This is a genomic window from Geomonas limicola, assembly GCF_014193675.1.
Taxonomy (GTDB): Bacteria; Desulfobacterota; Desulfuromonadia; order Geobacterales; family Geobacteraceae; genus Geomonas; species Geomonas limicola.
On the sequence record NZ_BLXZ01000002.1, the window covers coordinates 561,448 to 576,059 of the forward strand.

The 14,612-nt window shown below is 61.4% G+C and carries 16 protein-coding genes; 10 read left to right on the forward strand and 6 right to left on the reverse strand.

Annotated features, from left to right (window positions below; all coding sequences use genetic code 11):
• Position 1: 1 nt before the first annotated feature.
• Positions 2-184 carry a hypothetical protein gene (locus H7688_RS06270; RefSeq protein ID WP_183360202.1) on the forward strand — a complete coding sequence of 61 codons (183 nt, stop codon included), beginning with the start codon at positions 2-4 and terminating at the stop codon, positions 182-184.
• Positions 185-408: 224 nt separating this feature from the next.
• On the opposite strand, the gene H7688_RS06275 is transcribed toward H7688_RS06270, so the two are convergent.
• From H7688_RS06275 to H7688_RS06290, 4 genes are all read right to left on the reverse strand, one after another.
• Complete coding sequence (locus tag H7688_RS06275) at positions 409-2,325, reverse strand: Lnb N-terminal periplasmic domain-containing protein (protein ID WP_183360203.1); 1,917 nt, start codon at positions 2,323-2,325, stop codon at positions 409-411.
• 80 nt (positions 2,326-2,405) lie between these two features.
• A complete protein-coding gene (locus H7688_RS06280) occupies positions 2,406-2,876 on the reverse strand; it encodes a DUF3015 family protein (protein WP_183360204.1) in 471 nt (156 codons plus the stop codon).
• Between the two features lie 46 nt (positions 2,877-2,922).
• A complete protein-coding gene (locus H7688_RS06285; RefSeq protein WP_183360205.1) occupies positions 2,923-3,453 on the reverse strand; it encodes a DUF3332 family protein in 531 nt (176 codons plus the stop codon).
• A 268-nt stretch (positions 3,454-3,721) separates the two neighbouring features.
• On the reverse strand, positions 3,722-3,913 hold the full coding sequence (locus H7688_RS06290; RefSeq protein WP_183360206.1) for a twin-arginine translocase TatA/TatE family subunit: 192 nt from the start codon (positions 3,911-3,913) through the stop codon (positions 3,722-3,724).
• A gap of 179 nt (positions 3,914-4,092) precedes the next feature.
• Between H7688_RS06290 and H7688_RS06295 the strand changes: the two genes are divergently transcribed.
• Both H7688_RS06295 and uvrB read left to right on the forward strand, forming a co-directional pair.
• Positions 4,093-4,542, forward strand: a complete 450-nt coding sequence (locus tag H7688_RS06295; protein WP_183360207.1) for a response regulator — start codon at positions 4,093-4,095, stop codon at positions 4,540-4,542.
• A 45-nt stretch (positions 4,543-4,587) separates the two neighbouring features.
• Positions 4,588-6,576: an excinuclease ABC subunit UvrB gene (gene uvrB, locus H7688_RS06300; RefSeq protein ID WP_183360208.1), complete on the forward strand. Its 1,989-nt coding sequence runs from the start codon at positions 4,588-4,590 to the stop codon at positions 6,574-6,576.
• 142 nt (positions 6,577-6,718) lie between these two features.
• Here the strand turns inward: uvrB and H7688_RS06305 are convergent, their stop codons facing one another.
• Positions 6,719-8,185 (reverse strand): tRNA nucleotidyltransferase/poly(A) polymerase-related protein, encoded by a 1,467-nt coding sequence (locus tag H7688_RS06305; protein WP_183360209.1) that lies wholly within the window; start codon positions 8,183-8,185, stop codon positions 6,719-6,721.
• 212 nt (positions 8,186-8,397) lie between these two features.
• Here H7688_RS06305 and H7688_RS06310 point away from each other — a divergent pair, with 212 nt between their 5' ends.
• The 7 genes from H7688_RS06310 (at position 8,398) to H7688_RS06340 (ending at position 14,154) form a co-directional block, all read left to right on the forward strand.
• Complete coding sequence (locus H7688_RS06310) at positions 8,398-9,687, forward strand: magnesium and cobalt transport protein CorA (RefSeq protein WP_183360210.1); 1,290 nt, start codon at positions 8,398-8,400, stop codon at positions 9,685-9,687.
• Positions 9,688-9,924: 237 nt separating this feature from the next.
• Complete coding sequence (locus H7688_RS06315) at positions 9,925-11,103, forward strand: methyl-accepting chemotaxis protein (RefSeq protein ID WP_183360211.1); 1,179 nt, start codon at positions 9,925-9,927, stop codon at positions 11,101-11,103.
• Positions 11,104-11,214: 111 nt separating this feature from the next.
• Positions 11,215-11,538, forward strand: coding sequence for a nitrous oxide-stimulated promoter family protein (locus H7688_RS06320; RefSeq protein ID WP_183360212.1), 324 nt, complete (start codon positions 11,215-11,217; stop codon positions 11,536-11,538).
• Between the two features lie 84 nt (positions 11,539-11,622).
• The gene (locus H7688_RS06325) at positions 11,623-12,381 is read left to right on the forward strand and encodes an ATP-binding protein (RefSeq protein ID WP_183360364.1); all 759 of its coding nucleotides are present in this window, start codon (positions 11,623-11,625) and stop codon (positions 12,379-12,381) included.
• A gap of 117 nt (positions 12,382-12,498) precedes the next feature.
• Entirely contained in the window at positions 12,499-13,098 is a 600-nt protein-coding gene (locus H7688_RS06330; RefSeq protein WP_183360213.1) for a peroxiredoxin, read from the forward strand.
• Between the two features lie 263 nt (positions 13,099-13,361).
• Positions 13,362-13,772 carry an exosortase system-associated protein, TIGR04073 family gene (locus H7688_RS06335; RefSeq protein ID WP_183360214.1) on the forward strand — a complete coding sequence of 137 codons (411 nt, stop codon included), beginning with the start codon at positions 13,362-13,364 and terminating at the stop codon, positions 13,770-13,772.
• A 1-nt stretch (position 13,773) separates the two neighbouring features.
• Entirely contained in the window at positions 13,774-14,154 is a 381-nt protein-coding gene (locus H7688_RS06340; protein WP_183360215.1) for an exosortase system-associated protein, TIGR04073 family, read from the forward strand.
• 129 nt (positions 14,155-14,283) lie between these two features.
• On the opposite strand, the gene H7688_RS06345 is transcribed toward H7688_RS06340, so the two are convergent.
• Positions 14,284-14,517: a hypothetical protein gene (locus tag H7688_RS06345; RefSeq protein WP_183360216.1), complete on the reverse strand. Its 234-nt coding sequence runs from the start codon at positions 14,515-14,517 to the stop codon at positions 14,284-14,286.
• Between the last annotated feature and the right edge of the window lie 95 nt (positions 14,518-14,612).

Here is a 14,612-nt window from a genome sequence, read left to right on the forward strand (position 1 = left end):
CATGGACAGCAAAGGGAAACAGGGACAGAAAACGGGCCAAAGTGCAGGCCAAGGCAAACAACGCTCCGATTCGGAGCAGACCCGCAGCGGCGTCGGGATGGAACGGCAAAGCGAGCGGCAGCAGCCAAAGACCACTGAACAGCAAAAGCACAAAGAAGGTCAGTCGAAAAGCGGGAAGAAGTAGCTCCGGCGGCTAGCGGAAAGGGCCGCGCCTTTGGACGTGTTGCCGGTGCAGGTTCACCTGGATCGCTACATATGGTGAGAAGTGTCATGGCGGGTTCGGCAAATTGTCGAATCCGCCTTTTGTTGTTAGAGAACAGTGCCTGCAGCTTCCGACTGACCGCGCTGCGCACGGAATATCCGGATCTCATCCAACGTAGCAACTCCTGGCATGAATCTCAGTGCAGCTCAGAAATAGTGGTTCCACAGCAGGCTGACATCCTCGACGTGGTGCCGGTTCACGAACTGCCGCGAGTAGAGCAGGCTCAAGCTGTCGTTCTGGGCCAGCCGCAGGTTTTGATCCAGCGACAGCTTGATCCTGGTGCGTTGGTCCCCGAGCTCGAAGCTGAAGATCGAGGCGCTTAGGTGGAGTTTCCACCAGGGGGTGAGCTGTTCCAGCGCTCCGGCACTGACTCCGAGGCCAAGAGCGGCGTCTCCCCGCAACCCCGTGCCGAGGTTGACATCGACCTCTCCCAAGCCGTACCAGATTCCCCCGAACGGGGAGCCGCCGGCTACGCCCCCGCCGGTGTTGAGCCGGTAGATCAGATGGTCGGTACCATCGCGCAGCAGTTCGGTATCCCACCCCGTACTGACCTTCCAGGAGAGCGGCTTGAAAAAGAGGTCGCGCTCGGTAAGCGACAGGATGTCCACCAGGTGCAGGCTGCGCAGCCGCATCCCGTCGTCGGGGAGTCGGTAGTCGAGCGCGGTATCCAGGAACTTGATCTGTGCTCCCCTGATATACCCCTGGTCCGGGTCCATCAGGGTATGCAGCGCCAGCTGGAAGCCGAGCGCGGCATAGGGCTCACCGCGTCGTAATCCGGCACCCAGCGAAGCCCGGGAGCTCTGGTGACCCGACTCGGGGCGCGCCGGCTCCGGAATCCGGTAGAGCTCCTCGGGTGCGGCTCCCAGGGCGCTGCGCTGCGCCAACAGTTTCAGGTACTTCTGATTGAACTCCTCCTGGGAGAGTTCGCGACGGGCCAGCCGGACCTGGAGAAACTCGATGGCGGCGTCGTGGGCGGCAATCTGCTGCTTCTTGTCGAGCCTGCCGAGTTCGTCGGGGGAGGCTGCTCCATGGGCCAAGCGCCAGGAGGTTTGACGCCCGGCATCGTCCAAAAAGGAGCCGAGATGCCGGATACGGGTCCCTTGGGAGGGGCGGTAGCGGGGAAGCTCGAGAATCCCGCTGTGGAGAGCGATGTCGATGGTCTGGGTGGGGAGTACGAGGAGCCCGGTCCGCTTGGTCAGCTGCAGGCTGGGGCGAGCCGCCTCGATCAGGAAGAGCAGGTTGTACGAGCAGTTTTCGTCCAGAAAATAGTACGAGGAGGTGATGTTCTGCAGCTCCCAGAGGTGGTTCAGCATGGCCTTCACTTCGTCCGGGGAGAGATTGAGCGGGTACTCCCACATGTCCCGATGCTCCAGGTCGTTGTACTCCTTCACCTTCACGTAGTAGGGCATCAGCGAGTAGAGCCCTTTGTAGCCGCCGAAGATCCCCTTCCAGGCGTAGACGAAACCGTTGGTATCGGTGGTGACGGCGGCATAGTTGCCGGCATAGGAGATGAGGCTGCTCTTGCTGCTGCCGTCGATGCGGATCAGGGTGTGCCCGAACATCGAGGCGGGGCTGTTGATGTGACCGACCGGAAAGACCAGCACCGCGCTGCGCCCCTCGACGGCGGCCAGCGCCTTGTCGCGTTCGCTGCAGCGGTACTCGGGGAGCCGCGCAGGGTCAATGCCCAGCCGGGAGGTGAGCCAGGCAAAGCGCGCGGGAAACCGGCAGGCGAGATAGGCGCCGTCCCGGTCCGGGGTCTTAAACATCTGGGCTAAAGTGGCCAGAAGCTCCAGCTGCGGCTCACTGCGTCCTCCCGGGGCGAGGAAGAAGGCGGGGTCGTCGATGCGGCTCTTTATCCCCCCCTTCCAGGGGCGGGTGTAGTGCAGCAGCACCTCCCAGGTGCGCTCCGTGGCCAGCGACTGTTGGACCGCGCGCTGTTGCAGTTCGACGAGGTAGGGGTCCTCAGCCGGTTGAGCAGATGCCGGGACCGGGAAAACAAGGGAGACCAGAAAACCGAGTGTGGCGATGGATGCGAGCAGACGAGCCGGGCGGGAGAGGGTCATGGGTTCCTGGGAAAAGAACACAGCAAAGGCACCCCGGATCGCTCCGCGGTGCCTTTGCCGCTAAAGATGCCGAAAATTTATCAGTTGTTGAGCACGGTCAGCGTGTTGTCGATGACTTCAGCCACGACAACGTGCTCAGAGGTGAAGATGCTGCCGAAGTTGTTCTGCAGCTTCGAGTTGAAAGCGACACTCTGCGCCGGGGCGACACCCAGCAGCTCGCCGTAGGTGTCCAGGGTCTCGCCTTTGCCCATGGCGATGTCCTTGGCAAGGTTGTCCATGTTCGCCTGCACGAAATTGATCAGCTTGTCATTCGAGACGAACTTGCTCGGCTGTTGGCAGTTGGAGGTGCCGGAAGAGATGCCGAAGGTCTGGGACCCGGAGGTGCCGTTGGTGGTCGCCTGGAACGCCTGGAGCAGTATCGAGTTGTCTGCCCTATTTTCCCAGATCAAAGTTCCCAGGCCGCAACCGGTGTTGCGATGGGCATCCGCTGCGGCATAGGCTGCTCCGGAAAGTACGAGGGTCATCGCTACTGCTGATAGAACCTTTTTCATGGTAGTCCTCCCTGGTTGTGGTGGTACTGCATGAGGTACGTTGAGATTATCGGTACTGAGCTACCACAACGGGATGCTGGCTGTTACCGGTCTCCCGTTTGGTGACAATGATACCATCTTTGCTCTTGGCGGCAAAAAAATCGGTGCGTGCACCGTCGCCAGTGAGAACGCCGGTGGAATTGCCGGTCTTAAGGTCCCAATCCAGAGAGAGAGTATTCCGATAGCTGCTCCCTTCGAAGTAGCTGATCTGGTAGTTCACCCGGTCTCCTGACTTCCGGGCGTGCACCTGGTAGCTCCCGTCGCCCGAGGCGAACCGGAAGTCTTTCTCCCCCTGCGCCACCGGGTTTTTGCCACTCCAGAACTCGATGGTGTTGAAGAGCACGAAGTCCACCAGCGCGGAGACACCGTAGACCGGAACGATGATGAAGGCCCAGGTAACCAGGCTGCGCACGAACTTGTCCTGGACGCTACCGTTCAAGGCATAGACCTTCCTGGTGAGTGCCATCTTCCCGTAACACCCTTGCAGTGAAAGTCCTGCTATGGAAATAGCCAGAACCAATGCAGTGATCCTTTTCACAACGCACCTCCTTTTGTTGAAGGACCGTAGTCCTGTGAGTAGGGAGGGCCGGGATTGTGTCAGTGAATGCAGTTACCGGCCCTGACTACTGAGCATACCAGCCATGCATTGACTGGCAAGACCCTGCAAGATACTGACAGTATTGATAGTATTTAAAGAAGGGGCTTGAGGAAGCCGTGGAGAGCTCAATGTGCGGAGGGGAAAGGCCGGGGGGACATAAAAAAAGCCCCTGGACAGGGGCTTTTGTGGGAACCGAAGGTAAACGAGGTTACTCGCTCTTCTTCTCGTCGTCGGGACGGCCGGGCTTGATCTCGATCTCTTCCTTGCCGTTGGAGGCTTTTTTGAAGTTTCTGATGCTCTTGCCCAAGGCGCCGCCGATTTCGGGGAGCCGTCCGGCGCCGAATACCACGAGCACGATTACCAGGACGACGATGAGTTCCGGCATGCCGAATCCAAACATAGGGACTCCTCCGTTACAGGTTAAGTTGGCGTAGTATCGCATCGTACAGGTAAAAAATCAAGCTGTTGGGGGCTTCCTGTAGGATAAAAGCTTAATTATTAAAATCATTGCACTTTATTGGGAAACTTGTTATAGGCCTTTCATGACCAACGAACCAGGCACCCGACGAGGAGGGGCCCATGAACAAGATGATTTTACTGGTTGAGGACAATCCCGACGACGAGGCCCTGACACTGCGGGCGGTGCGCAAGCACATGCCGTACGGTATCGTGGTGGCCCGCGACGGAGCCGAGGCGCTGGATTTCCTGTTCGGTTCCGGACGCTTTGCCGACCGGGATACCTCGGTCTGCCCGCTGCTCGTGCTGCTCGATCTCAAGCTCCCCAAGGTGAACGGCCTCGAGGTGTTGCGCCGGATGCGCGACGATGTCCGGACCCGGATGATCCCCGTGGTGATTTTCACCTCCTCGACCGAGGAGCAGGACATCTCGGACAGCTACAACCTGGGTGCCAACAGCTACATCCGTAAACCCGTGGACTACAACCAGTTCTGTTCGGACATGAAGCAGGTGATGACCTACTGGCTCTCCGTGAACCAACTCCCGCCCCAGAGAAACTGCTGCGCCGACTGATCTCGCCCCTGTTGCAATCTTAAGCGTCGTGCTATTATCGGGCGCATGGAACGATTTGAACTGGTAAGTGACTTCAAGCCCAGGGGCGATCAGCCGCGGGCCATTCAGGAGCTCTCCGAAGGGGTGCTGCGCGGCGACCGGCACCAGGTGCTGCTCGGGGTCACCGGCTCGGGGAAGACCTTCACCACCGCGCAGGTGGTGGCCGCGGTGAACCGCCCGACCCTGGTGCTCGCCCCCAACAAGACCCTGGCCGCGCAGCTCTATGGCGAGTTCAAGGAACTCTTCCCCAACAACGCGGTCGAATACTTCGTCTCCTACTACGACTACTACCAGCCCGAGGCCTACCTCCCCTCCAGCGACACCTTCATCGAGAAGGACTCCTCGATCAACGACGAGATCGACAAGTTCCGTCACTCCGCCACCCGCAGCCTGTTGACCCGGCGCGACGTCATCATCGTCGCCTCGGTCTCCTGCATCTACGGCATCGGCTCGCCCGAGTCCTACCAGGAGATGCAGATCCGGATCCGCGAGGGTGACACCCTGGAGCGCGACGACCTGTTGAAGCACCTGGTGGGGATCCAGTACGAGAGAAACGACGTCGACTTCCACCGCGGCAGCTTCCGGGTGCGCGGCGACGTGGTGGAGATTTTCCCGGCGCACGACGACGAGCGCGCCTTGCGGGTCGAGTTCTTCGGCGACACCATCGACGCCATCAGCCAGATCGATCCCTTGCGGGGTGTGGTACTGGGCAAGCTCCCCCGCTTTTCCATCTTCCCCGCCTCGCACTACGTGGCAAGCCGCGCCACCCTCGAGCGCGCCGTGGAGCAGATCCGGGTGGAGCTCGAGGAACGGATCCGCTACTTCAAGAGCCAGAACCAGCTCATCGAGGCGCAGCGCATCGAGCAGCGCACCTTCTTCGACATCGAGATGATGGAGGAGATGGGCTTTTGCAACGGGATCGAGAACTATTCGCGCCACTTCGACGGCCGCCAGGCCGGTGAGCCACCGTACACCCTCATGGACTACTTCCCGTCCGACTTCCTTTTGGTCATCGACGAGTCGCACATCACGGTCTCCCAGGTGGGGGGGATGTACCGCGGCGACCGCAGCCGGAAGGAGACCCTGGTGAACTACGGCTTCAGGCTCCCCTCGGCGCTGGACAACCGGCCGCTCACCTTCCAGGAATTCTCCGTGAAGCAGCACCAGACCATCTACATCTCGGCGACCCCGGCGGAGTACGAGCTGCAGGCGGCCGGCGGCGTGGTGGTCGAGCAGGTGATCCGCCCGACCGGGCTCACCGACCCCGCTATCGAGGTGCGGCCGGCGGCCGGCCAGGTGGACGACCTGCTGCACGAGGCGCGGCTCACCGCCGAGCGCGGCGAGCGGGTGCTGGTCACCACGCTCACCAAGCGGATGGCCGAGGAACTCACCGATTACTACCGGGAGCTGGGGATCAGGGTGCGCTACCTGCACTCGGACATCGACACCTTCCAACGCATGCAGATCCTGCGCGACCTGCGCCTGGGGGAGTTCGACCTCCTGGTGGGGATCAACCTTTTGAGGGAAGGGCTCGACCTCCCGGAAGTTTCCCTGGTCGCGATCCTCGACGCCGACAAGGAGGGGTTCCTGCGCTCCACCCGCTCGCTGATCCAGACCTGCGGGCGCGCCGCGCGCAACGTGGGGGGGCGGGTCATCATGTACGCCGACAAGGTGACCGGCTCGATGCAGGAGACCATCGGGGAGACCGAGCGCCGGCGCGCCCTGCAGACCGCCTACAACGAAAAGCACGGCATCACCCCGGAGAGCGTGAAGCGAGTGATTACCAATACCCTGCAGGCCCCCGAGGAGCGGGATTGGGTGACGGTTCCAGTGGCCGAGGACGACCTCGAGGGGATCAAGCCCAAGGACCTCCCCAAGGTGATCAAGCGGCTGAAGAAGGAGATGTTGCAGGCCGCCAAGGAACAGGAGTTCGAGCGCGCGGCCCAACTGAGGGACCGGATCAAGAAACTGGAAACCGGGGCGCTCGCGCTGTAAATACCGGGCATTCCAGGGTGAACCAACACAAGTCCCTGAACCGGGAGAGCGGGCTTAGCTCGCGTGGCACAAAAAAACCGCGCTGCCTCGTAACTAAAAACGGGGTGGCGCGGTTTTTTGCGTTGCAGACGCGGGGGGACGGCTATTCGGCGGCGGGGGTGTCAGCCGGCTTTCTGCGCCTGCGCCGCCTGCGCCGTTTTTTCGGTTTTGCCTCGGCAGGCTCGCCGGAAGGGGACGTCGCAGCGGCCGCTTCCGGTGCCGCCTGCTCTTCGGCAAAACGCTGCCACCAGTCGGCCAGCGACCGCTTGGGCGGGTTCAGCTGCTCCAGGAAGCACAGGTAGGCAAGGGCGTCGGGAAAGACGTGGCGCCCCACCACGCCGCGGGCATTACGGCCCGGCGTCTTCTGGAAGCGCAGCTGGCAGGAGAGGATCTCGCGCACCGCGATGAGGACCCGGTTCGGGATGACAACGGTAGCCGAGAGCTCGCCGGCGAACTCCGCCAGTGCCGCATCGGTGGCCTGCTGAGGCGGGAAACCCTCTGCGCGGAAACCGGAGACCTTCTCTTCCAGGTATTCCCCGAACATGAGCGCGATGAGTAGCGGCGCCGAGACCGTGCCGCCCGCGCCGATGCGCTCGTCGATCCAATCCAGGGCCTTGCCGACACGCACGTGCGGGTAGCAGTCCGATTCCCGCGACAACCAGGCGTCGAAGTGCGGGAAGAGCGGCTCGAAGAGCCCGTAATGGCGCAGCATCTGATAGGTCCGCTCGCCGGCGCCCATCATGAGAAGCTTCAGCACCTCCTCGTAGAGGCGCGGCGGCGTCGCCTTGTTGATGGTGCCGCACAGTTCGCACATGGCTGCCTCAGTCTGCGACTCGATGTTGAAGCCGAGCATGGCCGCAAAACGTACCGCGCGGATCATGCGGACCGGGTCCTCGGTGAAGCGTACCAGGGGGTCGCCGATGGTCCTGATCAACCCGTGTTTCAGGTCTTCAATCCCACCCACGTGGTCGATGATCGAGAAGTCGACGATGTTGTAGAACAGGGCGTTCACCGTGAAGTCGCGGCGCACCGCGTCCTCCTCCGGCGTGCCGAAGATGTTGTCCCTGAGCACCATGCCGTCTTCGCTTTTCAGCATCCGGGGGCCGCTCAACAGGTGGCGTCCGTCGCGGCCGTGGCGGGTACCCAGATCGTCCAGGGCGGGATCGAGCGTGGCGTCACTGGGGGCTTCCGGGACGACGGACCGTTCCGGGAGCTCGTTTTCCACGGCGTCGGGAGCCTCCGCCGCGCTGCCGTCCGCGCCGGCCCTGAAGGTCGCCACCTCGATGATCTCGTCCTGGAAGTGCAGGTGCGCCAGCCGGAAGCGCCGGCCGATCAGGCGGCAGTTGCGGAACAGTTTCTTGAGCTGGGTCGGGGTTGCGTCGGTTGCGACGTCGAAGTCCTTGGGCTCGCGCCCCAAAAGCAGGTCGCGCACGCCGCCTCCCACCAGGTAGGCGGTATAACCGTGATCGCGCAGCTTGTAGAGAACCTTGACACCGTTGGGGCTGAGCAGAGAACGGGAAATGCTGTGCTCGGCGCGGGGTATGACCAGTTTGTTCCTTTTAGTGTTCATTCCTCACAAGTTAGCACAGTTCTGTAGCAAAGGCAAAGGTCTGAACCATGCTGCCGACGGGCTCTGTCTCAGAGGCAGGCAGTGCGGTACGTGAAACTGTTCGTGCTGAACGCTGGTGCTTCTAACAGTTGACGGTCATATCGATAACACGGTACAACGGTGCGCGGCAGTGAGAAAGCTGGAGCTGGGCTGTGGAAGAAAGGAGTCACCAGGTGTCGATACAATCCGTGAGAGAGCTGCTGATAAAGCACAAGGCTGCTGAAACGCTGGATGCCGTGCAGAAACAGGGATACCTGCGCCAGGATGCGGAGCACCAGCACAAGCCGCATCTCGACCAGCTGCGCACCATGGTTTCCCAGCTCGGTGCCCCGGAGCTTGCCGGCATTCTCGCGACGCTCTCGCCCGAAGACGCCGCGCTGGTCTGGGGGCTCGTACCGCACAAGATGGCCGATGCCGTGCTCGACGAGGTCGATGACCAGCTTAAGGAGGTGCTCGATCAGCAGCACCGCTCCTACAGCCTGAACGCCTTCGAACTGGCCGATGGCCGGCTCAAGCAGGTGGCGATCGGCTCTTCGCAGGACCTGAACCGGGTCAAGCCGATCTGGGTCGACCTGGTCGATCCCACCAGGACGGACCGGGAATGGATCGGTCACCACTTCGGCCTGGAGATCCCCGATCCGGACGACCTCACCGACCTGGAGGCGAGCGCCCGCTTCTACGTGGAGGAAAACGGTGAGATCCACCTGCACAGCGATTTCCTGCTGGATCGCGACGGGGACTCGCGCAACATACCGGTCGCCTTCATCCTGCACCGGGACATCCTCTTTTCGGTCCGCAGCGAGGAACTCCCGGTATTCCGTCTGCAGCGGCTTCGGGCGCGCACCCAGAAGGGGTACGTCACCGACGGTACGGACATGCTGCTGGACCTCTACGCGGCCGACGCCGAATACTCGGCGGATTCTCTGGAGGACTGTTACACGGCTCTCGGGGAGGTCGGCAAGCAGGTGCTCAACGAGACCATGACCGACGCCGAGGCCGCCCAGGCGCTGGCCGCCATTGCCGAGCAGGAGGACCTCAACGGCCGCATCCGCAGAAACGTCCTGGACACCCGGCGTGCCCTCACCTTCCTGGTGCGCCGCAAGCTCCTCTCGGCGTCGCAGCTCGAGGACGCCCAGCAGATCCTCCGGGACATCGAGTCCCTGGACGGGCATACCGCATTTCTCTTCGACAAGATCAACTTCCTGATGGACGCCGTCGTCGGTTTCGTGAACGTGAACCAGAACCGGGTGATCTACCGGCTCACCGTCCTGAGCGTGATCTTCATGCCGCTCAACGTCCTGGCCGGCATCGGCGGCATGTCCGAGTTTTCCATGATGACCAAGAACATCCCCTGGCCGGTCTCTTACGCCATCTTCACGCTCGCCATGTTCGTGGTCGCCTGGCTCACCTACGTCATTCTGAGGCTGTACGAGCAGCACGCCAGCCGCCGGAAACCGAGCTGAAGCGCTGCTGCGCGCTGTCTTGGCGCCGCCCGCCGTGATTCCTGTTTTCTGCTGCAACCCCTGCTTCCAGCTTATGAATCCTTTCTCAGTGTGTTCTCAGTGTTTCCTGCTCACTATTAGCTAAAGAACGACGAAGTTGTGCCGATGTAGTGACACAGACGGCTTTGCCGTTGACGTCATTCTTGGTGTTCTCTCACAGTCTGGTGATGTGAACCTTCCTTTCACGGGGAAACAACTATGAACTTTCTTCTCGACCTCTACCTGCACCTGCGCGTTCGCACAAGAATCGTGCTGCTTTGCTTTTGTTACAGCTTCTGCATCGTCATGGCGGTGATAGCCGGGCGCTACTTGTCGCTGTCACTGTGTGTGCTGTCGACCACGGTGTTCGTGCTGTTGGGCATCTTCTTCAGCAGTCTCTTGTTCTGGTCGGTGAACGATGCACTGAAGCGGATCATCGGGTCCCTCGAGACCATGATCCGGGGGGATCTCACCCAGCCGATCCAGGCGCTCCGCAACAACGAGATCAGTACCATCATTCGTGCGGTGGGCACCCTGCAGAGCACCATGCGGGATATCATCGGGCAGATCCTGCAGACCGCGGACCACGTCGCCTGTGCTTCGCGGCAGCTGAACCAGAATGCCAGCGAGATCGCGGCCGGTACCGATGACGTCGCCGTGAAGACCTCCACCGCGGCGGTGGCCAGCGAAGAGATGGCGGTTACCTCGGCGGAGATCGCCCGCAACTGCCAGAATGCCGCGGAGAGTTCCAACCGTGCCAGCGGCAGCGCCCGCGCGGGTGCCGACGTGGTGCGCGAGACCACCAGCGGCATGGAGCGGATCGCGACGCGGGTCAAGGACGCGGCGTGCACCGTGGAACAGCTCGGTGCGCGTTCGGACCAGATCGGCCAGATCGTCGGCACCATCGAGGACATCGCCGATCAGACCAACCTGTTGGCCCTGAACGCGGCGATCGAGGCGGCGCGGGCCGGTGAGCAGGGGCGCGGTTTTGCCGTGGTCGCCGACGAAGTGCGCGCCCTGGCGGAACGGACCACCAAGGCCACCCGCGAGATCGGCGAGATGATCCGCGCCATACAGAACGACACCAAGGGAGCGGTCAGCGCCATCGAGGACGGCGTCAGCGAAGTGGAACGGGGCGCGGAGCATTCCGTCGCTTCAGGACAGGCCCTGGAGGAGATCCTCGAGCAGGTCAACGAGGTTACCCGGCAGATAAGCCACATCGCGACCGCTGCCGAGCAGCAGACCTCTACCACCGGAGAGATCTCGGGTAACCTGCAGAGCATCACCCAGGTCTTCCAGCAGACTGCACGCGGCGTCTCGGAAACCGCATCGGCAGCGGGGACGCTGTCGCAGCAATCCGACGAACTCCTCAGGCTGGTCGGGAAGTTCCGGCTGTAAGGGGCTCATTGCCGGTTTGCAGGGGCAGTCGCAGCAGGCGGCTGCCCTTTTTTGGAGGCTGAAAAGATGCTTCCTTGACTTTTGTCATGACGCCCCTTGCCTCCTTTTGCTATGCTCGCCACCATGGACACCGCAAACAAAGCCAAAAAAGAAGCAAACGACATCAAGGTCCTGCAGGCCTTTATCGGAACCTACTGCCGTGGCAAACACGGCTCCGCCAAAGGGGAACTCTGCCCGGATTGCCGGGAGTTTCTGGCCTACGCGGAGCTCAAGCGGCGCAAGTGCCCCCTCGACCCGAAGCCGACCTGCAAGCACTGCCCGATCCACTGCTACTCCAAGGAACGGCGCGCCCTGATCCGCGAGGTGATGGGCTACTCCGGAAGGCGGCTCATGCTGCGCGGGCGCCTGGACCTGGTCTGGCACTACTTCTTCTAAACGAAACAACACGCTGTGCGGCTACCGTGCAGCCCCGGATACTTACTACCAAACGGGTCGCCCGGCGACCGGAAAGAGGACATGATGATTCGTAAAATCGTGCAGATCGACAAGGACAAGTGTGACGGCTGCGGCCTGTGTGTACCCTCCTGCGCCGAGGGCGCCATCAGGATCGTGGACGGCAAGGCGGAGATCGCCGCCGACAACCTGTGCGACGGGCTGGGCGCCTGCCTGGGCGAGTGCCCGCAGGACGCCATCACCATCATCGAGCGCGATGCGGATGACTTCGACGAAGTAGCCGTTGAAAAGCACCTGCAGGCCACCGGCATCGTCCCCAAGGCCCACGGTCATGGGCACGGGCACGGGCACGGGCATGGGCATGCCCATGGCGGTGGCGGCTGCCCTGGGTCGCGGGCGATGAGCTTCGCGCCGACCCCCGAGCAGCAGAACGCCGCCGGCAGCACGGTTTCCCGGCAGAGCCAGCTCGCCCAGTGGCCGGTGCAGCTGCACCTGGTCCCGACCACGGCACCGTACTTCCAGGGCGCGGATCTCCTCATCACTGCCGACTGCGTCCCCTTCGCCTACGCCGACTACCACCGCGACTTCCTGGCCGGCAAGGCCGTGGTGATCGGCTGCCCGAAGCTCGACGACAACAACGCCTACGTCACCAAGCTGACCGAACTGTTCCGGGTCTCCGACATCAAGAGCATCACCGTGCTGAAGATGGAAGTCCCCTGCTGCGGCGGGATCGCCATGGCCGCGCAGCGGGCACTTGCCGACTGCGGCAAGGAGATCCCCTTCAAGGTGGTAACTGTCAGCATTCGCGGGGAGATCGTCGGCTGAACCCGGTAGTGAGGACAAATCGGATGCTTTTTATCTTTTTTGATTGACAAGTGTCATAGCTACTGGTAGAGTTTGCCACGTTAGCTATCTCACACAGTTAAAAAGGAGACCGCACGTATGAGTCTTACTACCTTGGTTACCCAGGAAGCTCCCGATTTCACCGCACAGGCAGTCCTTCCCGACAACTCGTTTGCAGAAATTACTCTGTCGAAATACCGGGGCAAGTATGTCGTGCTGTTTTTCTACCCGCTCGACTTCACCTTTGTCTGCCCCTCTGAGATTCTTGCCTTCAACAAAAGAGTCGCTGAGTTCAAGGAAAAGAACTGCGAAGTCATAGGCATCTCGGTTGACTCGAGGTTCACGCATCTGGCGTGGAAAAATACTCCCGTCGACCAGGGCGGTATCGGCAACGTCCAGTATCCGCTGGTGGAAGACCTCACCAAAGACATCGCACGCTCGTACGGGATTCTGCTCCCGGGCGGCGTGGCGCTGCGCGGCCTGTTCCTGATCGACACCAAGGGGGTCGTGCGGCACACCGTCATCAACGACCTGCCGCTGGGCCGCAGCGTCGGCGAGGCACTGCGCATGCTCGACGCGCTGCAGTTCGTCGAGACCCACGGCGGCGAAGTCTGCCCGGCCAACTGGCAGGAGGGCGCCGAGTCCATGAAGCCGACCAAGGAAGGGGTTTCCCAGTACCTTGCCAAGCACGGCAAGTAGTGACCAGACAGTAAAAGGAGTGACGTAACAGCAGCACCCAGTACGAGCCTTGAGAGCGGCGGATTCTGAACGTGCTTTCTTCTTCTCCTTTTAGCAGGACAAAAAACGGCGCGATCCTCATGGGTTGGCGCCGTTTTTTGTGGGCGTCGCGCCGGTGTGCGAGGAAATCCCCCGCAATTCTGCCTGCTTGCCAAGGTCTGCCAATTATGTTAAAAGAACCAAGGCTCGGCCATCGCCGCCATCACAGGTGCTAAGGAGTAAAAATGCGTACTAAGGTGACTTTGTCGTCCTTGCTGTTGCTCGTGCTTCTTGCCAGTAGCACCTGTTTCGCCCTTGAAGAGGCCCAGCCCGAGGCGGTGACCGAGAAGATGGCCTTCAAGCTGGTGCGCGGGGTCGCGAACGTGACCACCTCGGTGGTGGAGATCCCCAAGCAGTCCTACCTGATGGTGCGCGACCGCGGCAACGTGGGGTACGTGGTGGGGCCGCTCAAGGGGATGGGAATGGCCTTTTACCGCCTCTTTGCCGGCCTTACCGAAACCATCTTCTTTGCCGTTCCGCAGCCCGGGTACTACGACCCGATGATCGCCCCGGAGTTCGTCTGGCAGGGGTGGGAGGAAAAGCGGGTCGAACCGCGCAAGGCAGCTGCGGGTGGGGCAGATAAAAAGGGAGAGTAATATGCGCGTCATACGCCCGGGAGGCCTTGCCGTCCTGATTGTCGCACTGTCCCTCGCGGTTTCCGGTCCGGCCCTGGCAGGAAGCCTCGGCAATACCCTCGACGACGCCTCGCCGCAACAGGTGGTGGACGGAATGGCGAACAAGCTGGTGCGCGGAGTGGCCAACATCGCCACCGGCTGGCTCGAGATCCCCAAGCAGATCTACATCACCTGGAAGGAAGAGGGGCCCGCCAAGGGGCTCACCGTCGGCCCCGTCAAGGGGATCGGCATGAGCTTGGTGCGCACCGGCGCCGGCGTCGGCGAGACGCTCACCTTCCCGGTCGCCTATCCCGGTTTTTACGACCCGTTCTTCGATCCGCCCTACGTCTGGCAAAAGGAGTAACGGCGAATCCCGAAACTGAAAAGGCCGGTCCCCTTGCGGGACCGGCCTTTTTTCGTGGTGCTTGGCGAGCGGACAACAAAAAAGGCCGCATCTTGCGATGCGGCCTTTCTCACTACCTGAAAGGAAGAATTACTTTGCAGCCGGAGCTTCTTCTTTCTTCTCTTCTTTCTTAGCTGCGTCTTTCTTAGCGGCTTTCTTAGCTTTCTTAGCTTTCTTAGCTTTCTTAGCCGGAGCTTTTTCTTCTTTCTTCTCAGCAGCCGGAGCAGCAGCCGGAGCAGCCGGGGTAGCGTCAGCAGCGAAAACAACGCCAGCGAAAGCAACAGCAACGAGAGCAGCAACTACGGAGGACAGAACTTTTTTCATGGTGTAACTCCTTGTAAAGTGATAGATGCCCAGTAATTAGCGAAGAGCGTGCCAGTTTCTCATTGGAAAGCTAAATCGCCTAAAAACGCCAGGAT

Excerpts from the sequence above, each read along its gene's own strand:
- H7688_RS06270 (WP_183360202.1), top strand. The coding sequence starts at position 2 with ATGGACAGCAAAGGGAAACAGGGACAGAAAACGGGCCAAAGTGCAGGC.
- H7688_RS06275 (WP_183360203.1), bottom strand. The coding sequence starts at position 2,325 with ATGACCCTCTCCCGCCCGGCTCGTCTGCTCGCATCCATCGCCACACTC.
- H7688_RS06340 (WP_183360215.1), top strand. The coding sequence starts at position 13,774 with ATGCGCGTCATACGCCCGGGAGGCCTTGCCGTCCTGATTGTCGCACTG.
- H7688_RS06330 (WP_183360213.1), top strand. The coding sequence starts at position 12,499 with ATGAGTCTTACTACCTTGGTTACCCAGGAAGCTCCCGATTTCACCGCA.
- H7688_RS06280 (WP_183360204.1), bottom strand. The coding sequence starts at position 2,876 with ATGAAAAAGGTTCTATCAGCAGTAGCGATGACCCTCGTACTTTCCGGA.
- H7688_RS06295 (WP_183360207.1), top strand. The coding sequence starts at position 4,093 with ATGAACAAGATGATTTTACTGGTTGAGGACAATCCCGACGACGAGGCC.
- H7688_RS06305 (WP_183360209.1), bottom strand. The coding sequence starts at position 8,185 with ATGAACACTAAAAGGAACAAACTGGTCATACCCCGCGCCGAGCACAGC.
- H7688_RS06320 (WP_183360212.1), top strand. The coding sequence starts at position 11,215 with ATGCTCGCCACCATGGACACCGCAAACAAAGCCAAAAAAGAAGCAAAC.
- H7688_RS06335 (WP_183360214.1), top strand. The coding sequence starts at position 13,362 with ATGCGTACTAAGGTGACTTTGTCGTCCTTGCTGTTGCTCGTGCTTCTT.
- H7688_RS06345 (WP_183360216.1), bottom strand. The coding sequence starts at position 14,517 with ATGAAAAAAGTTCTGTCCTCCGTAGTTGCTGCTCTCGTTGCTGTTGCT.
- H7688_RS06315 (WP_183360211.1), top strand. The coding sequence starts at position 9,925 with ATGAACTTTCTTCTCGACCTCTACCTGCACCTGCGCGTTCGCACAAGA.
- H7688_RS06325 (WP_183360364.1), top strand. The coding sequence starts at position 11,623 with ATGATTCGTAAAATCGTGCAGATCGACAAGGACAAGTGTGACGGCTGC.
- uvrB (WP_183360208.1), top strand. The coding sequence starts at position 4,588 with ATGGAACGATTTGAACTGGTAAGTGACTTCAAGCCCAGGGGCGATCAG.
- H7688_RS06290 (WP_183360206.1), bottom strand. The coding sequence starts at position 3,913 with ATGTTTGGATTCGGCATGCCGGAACTCATCGTCGTCCTGGTAATCGTG.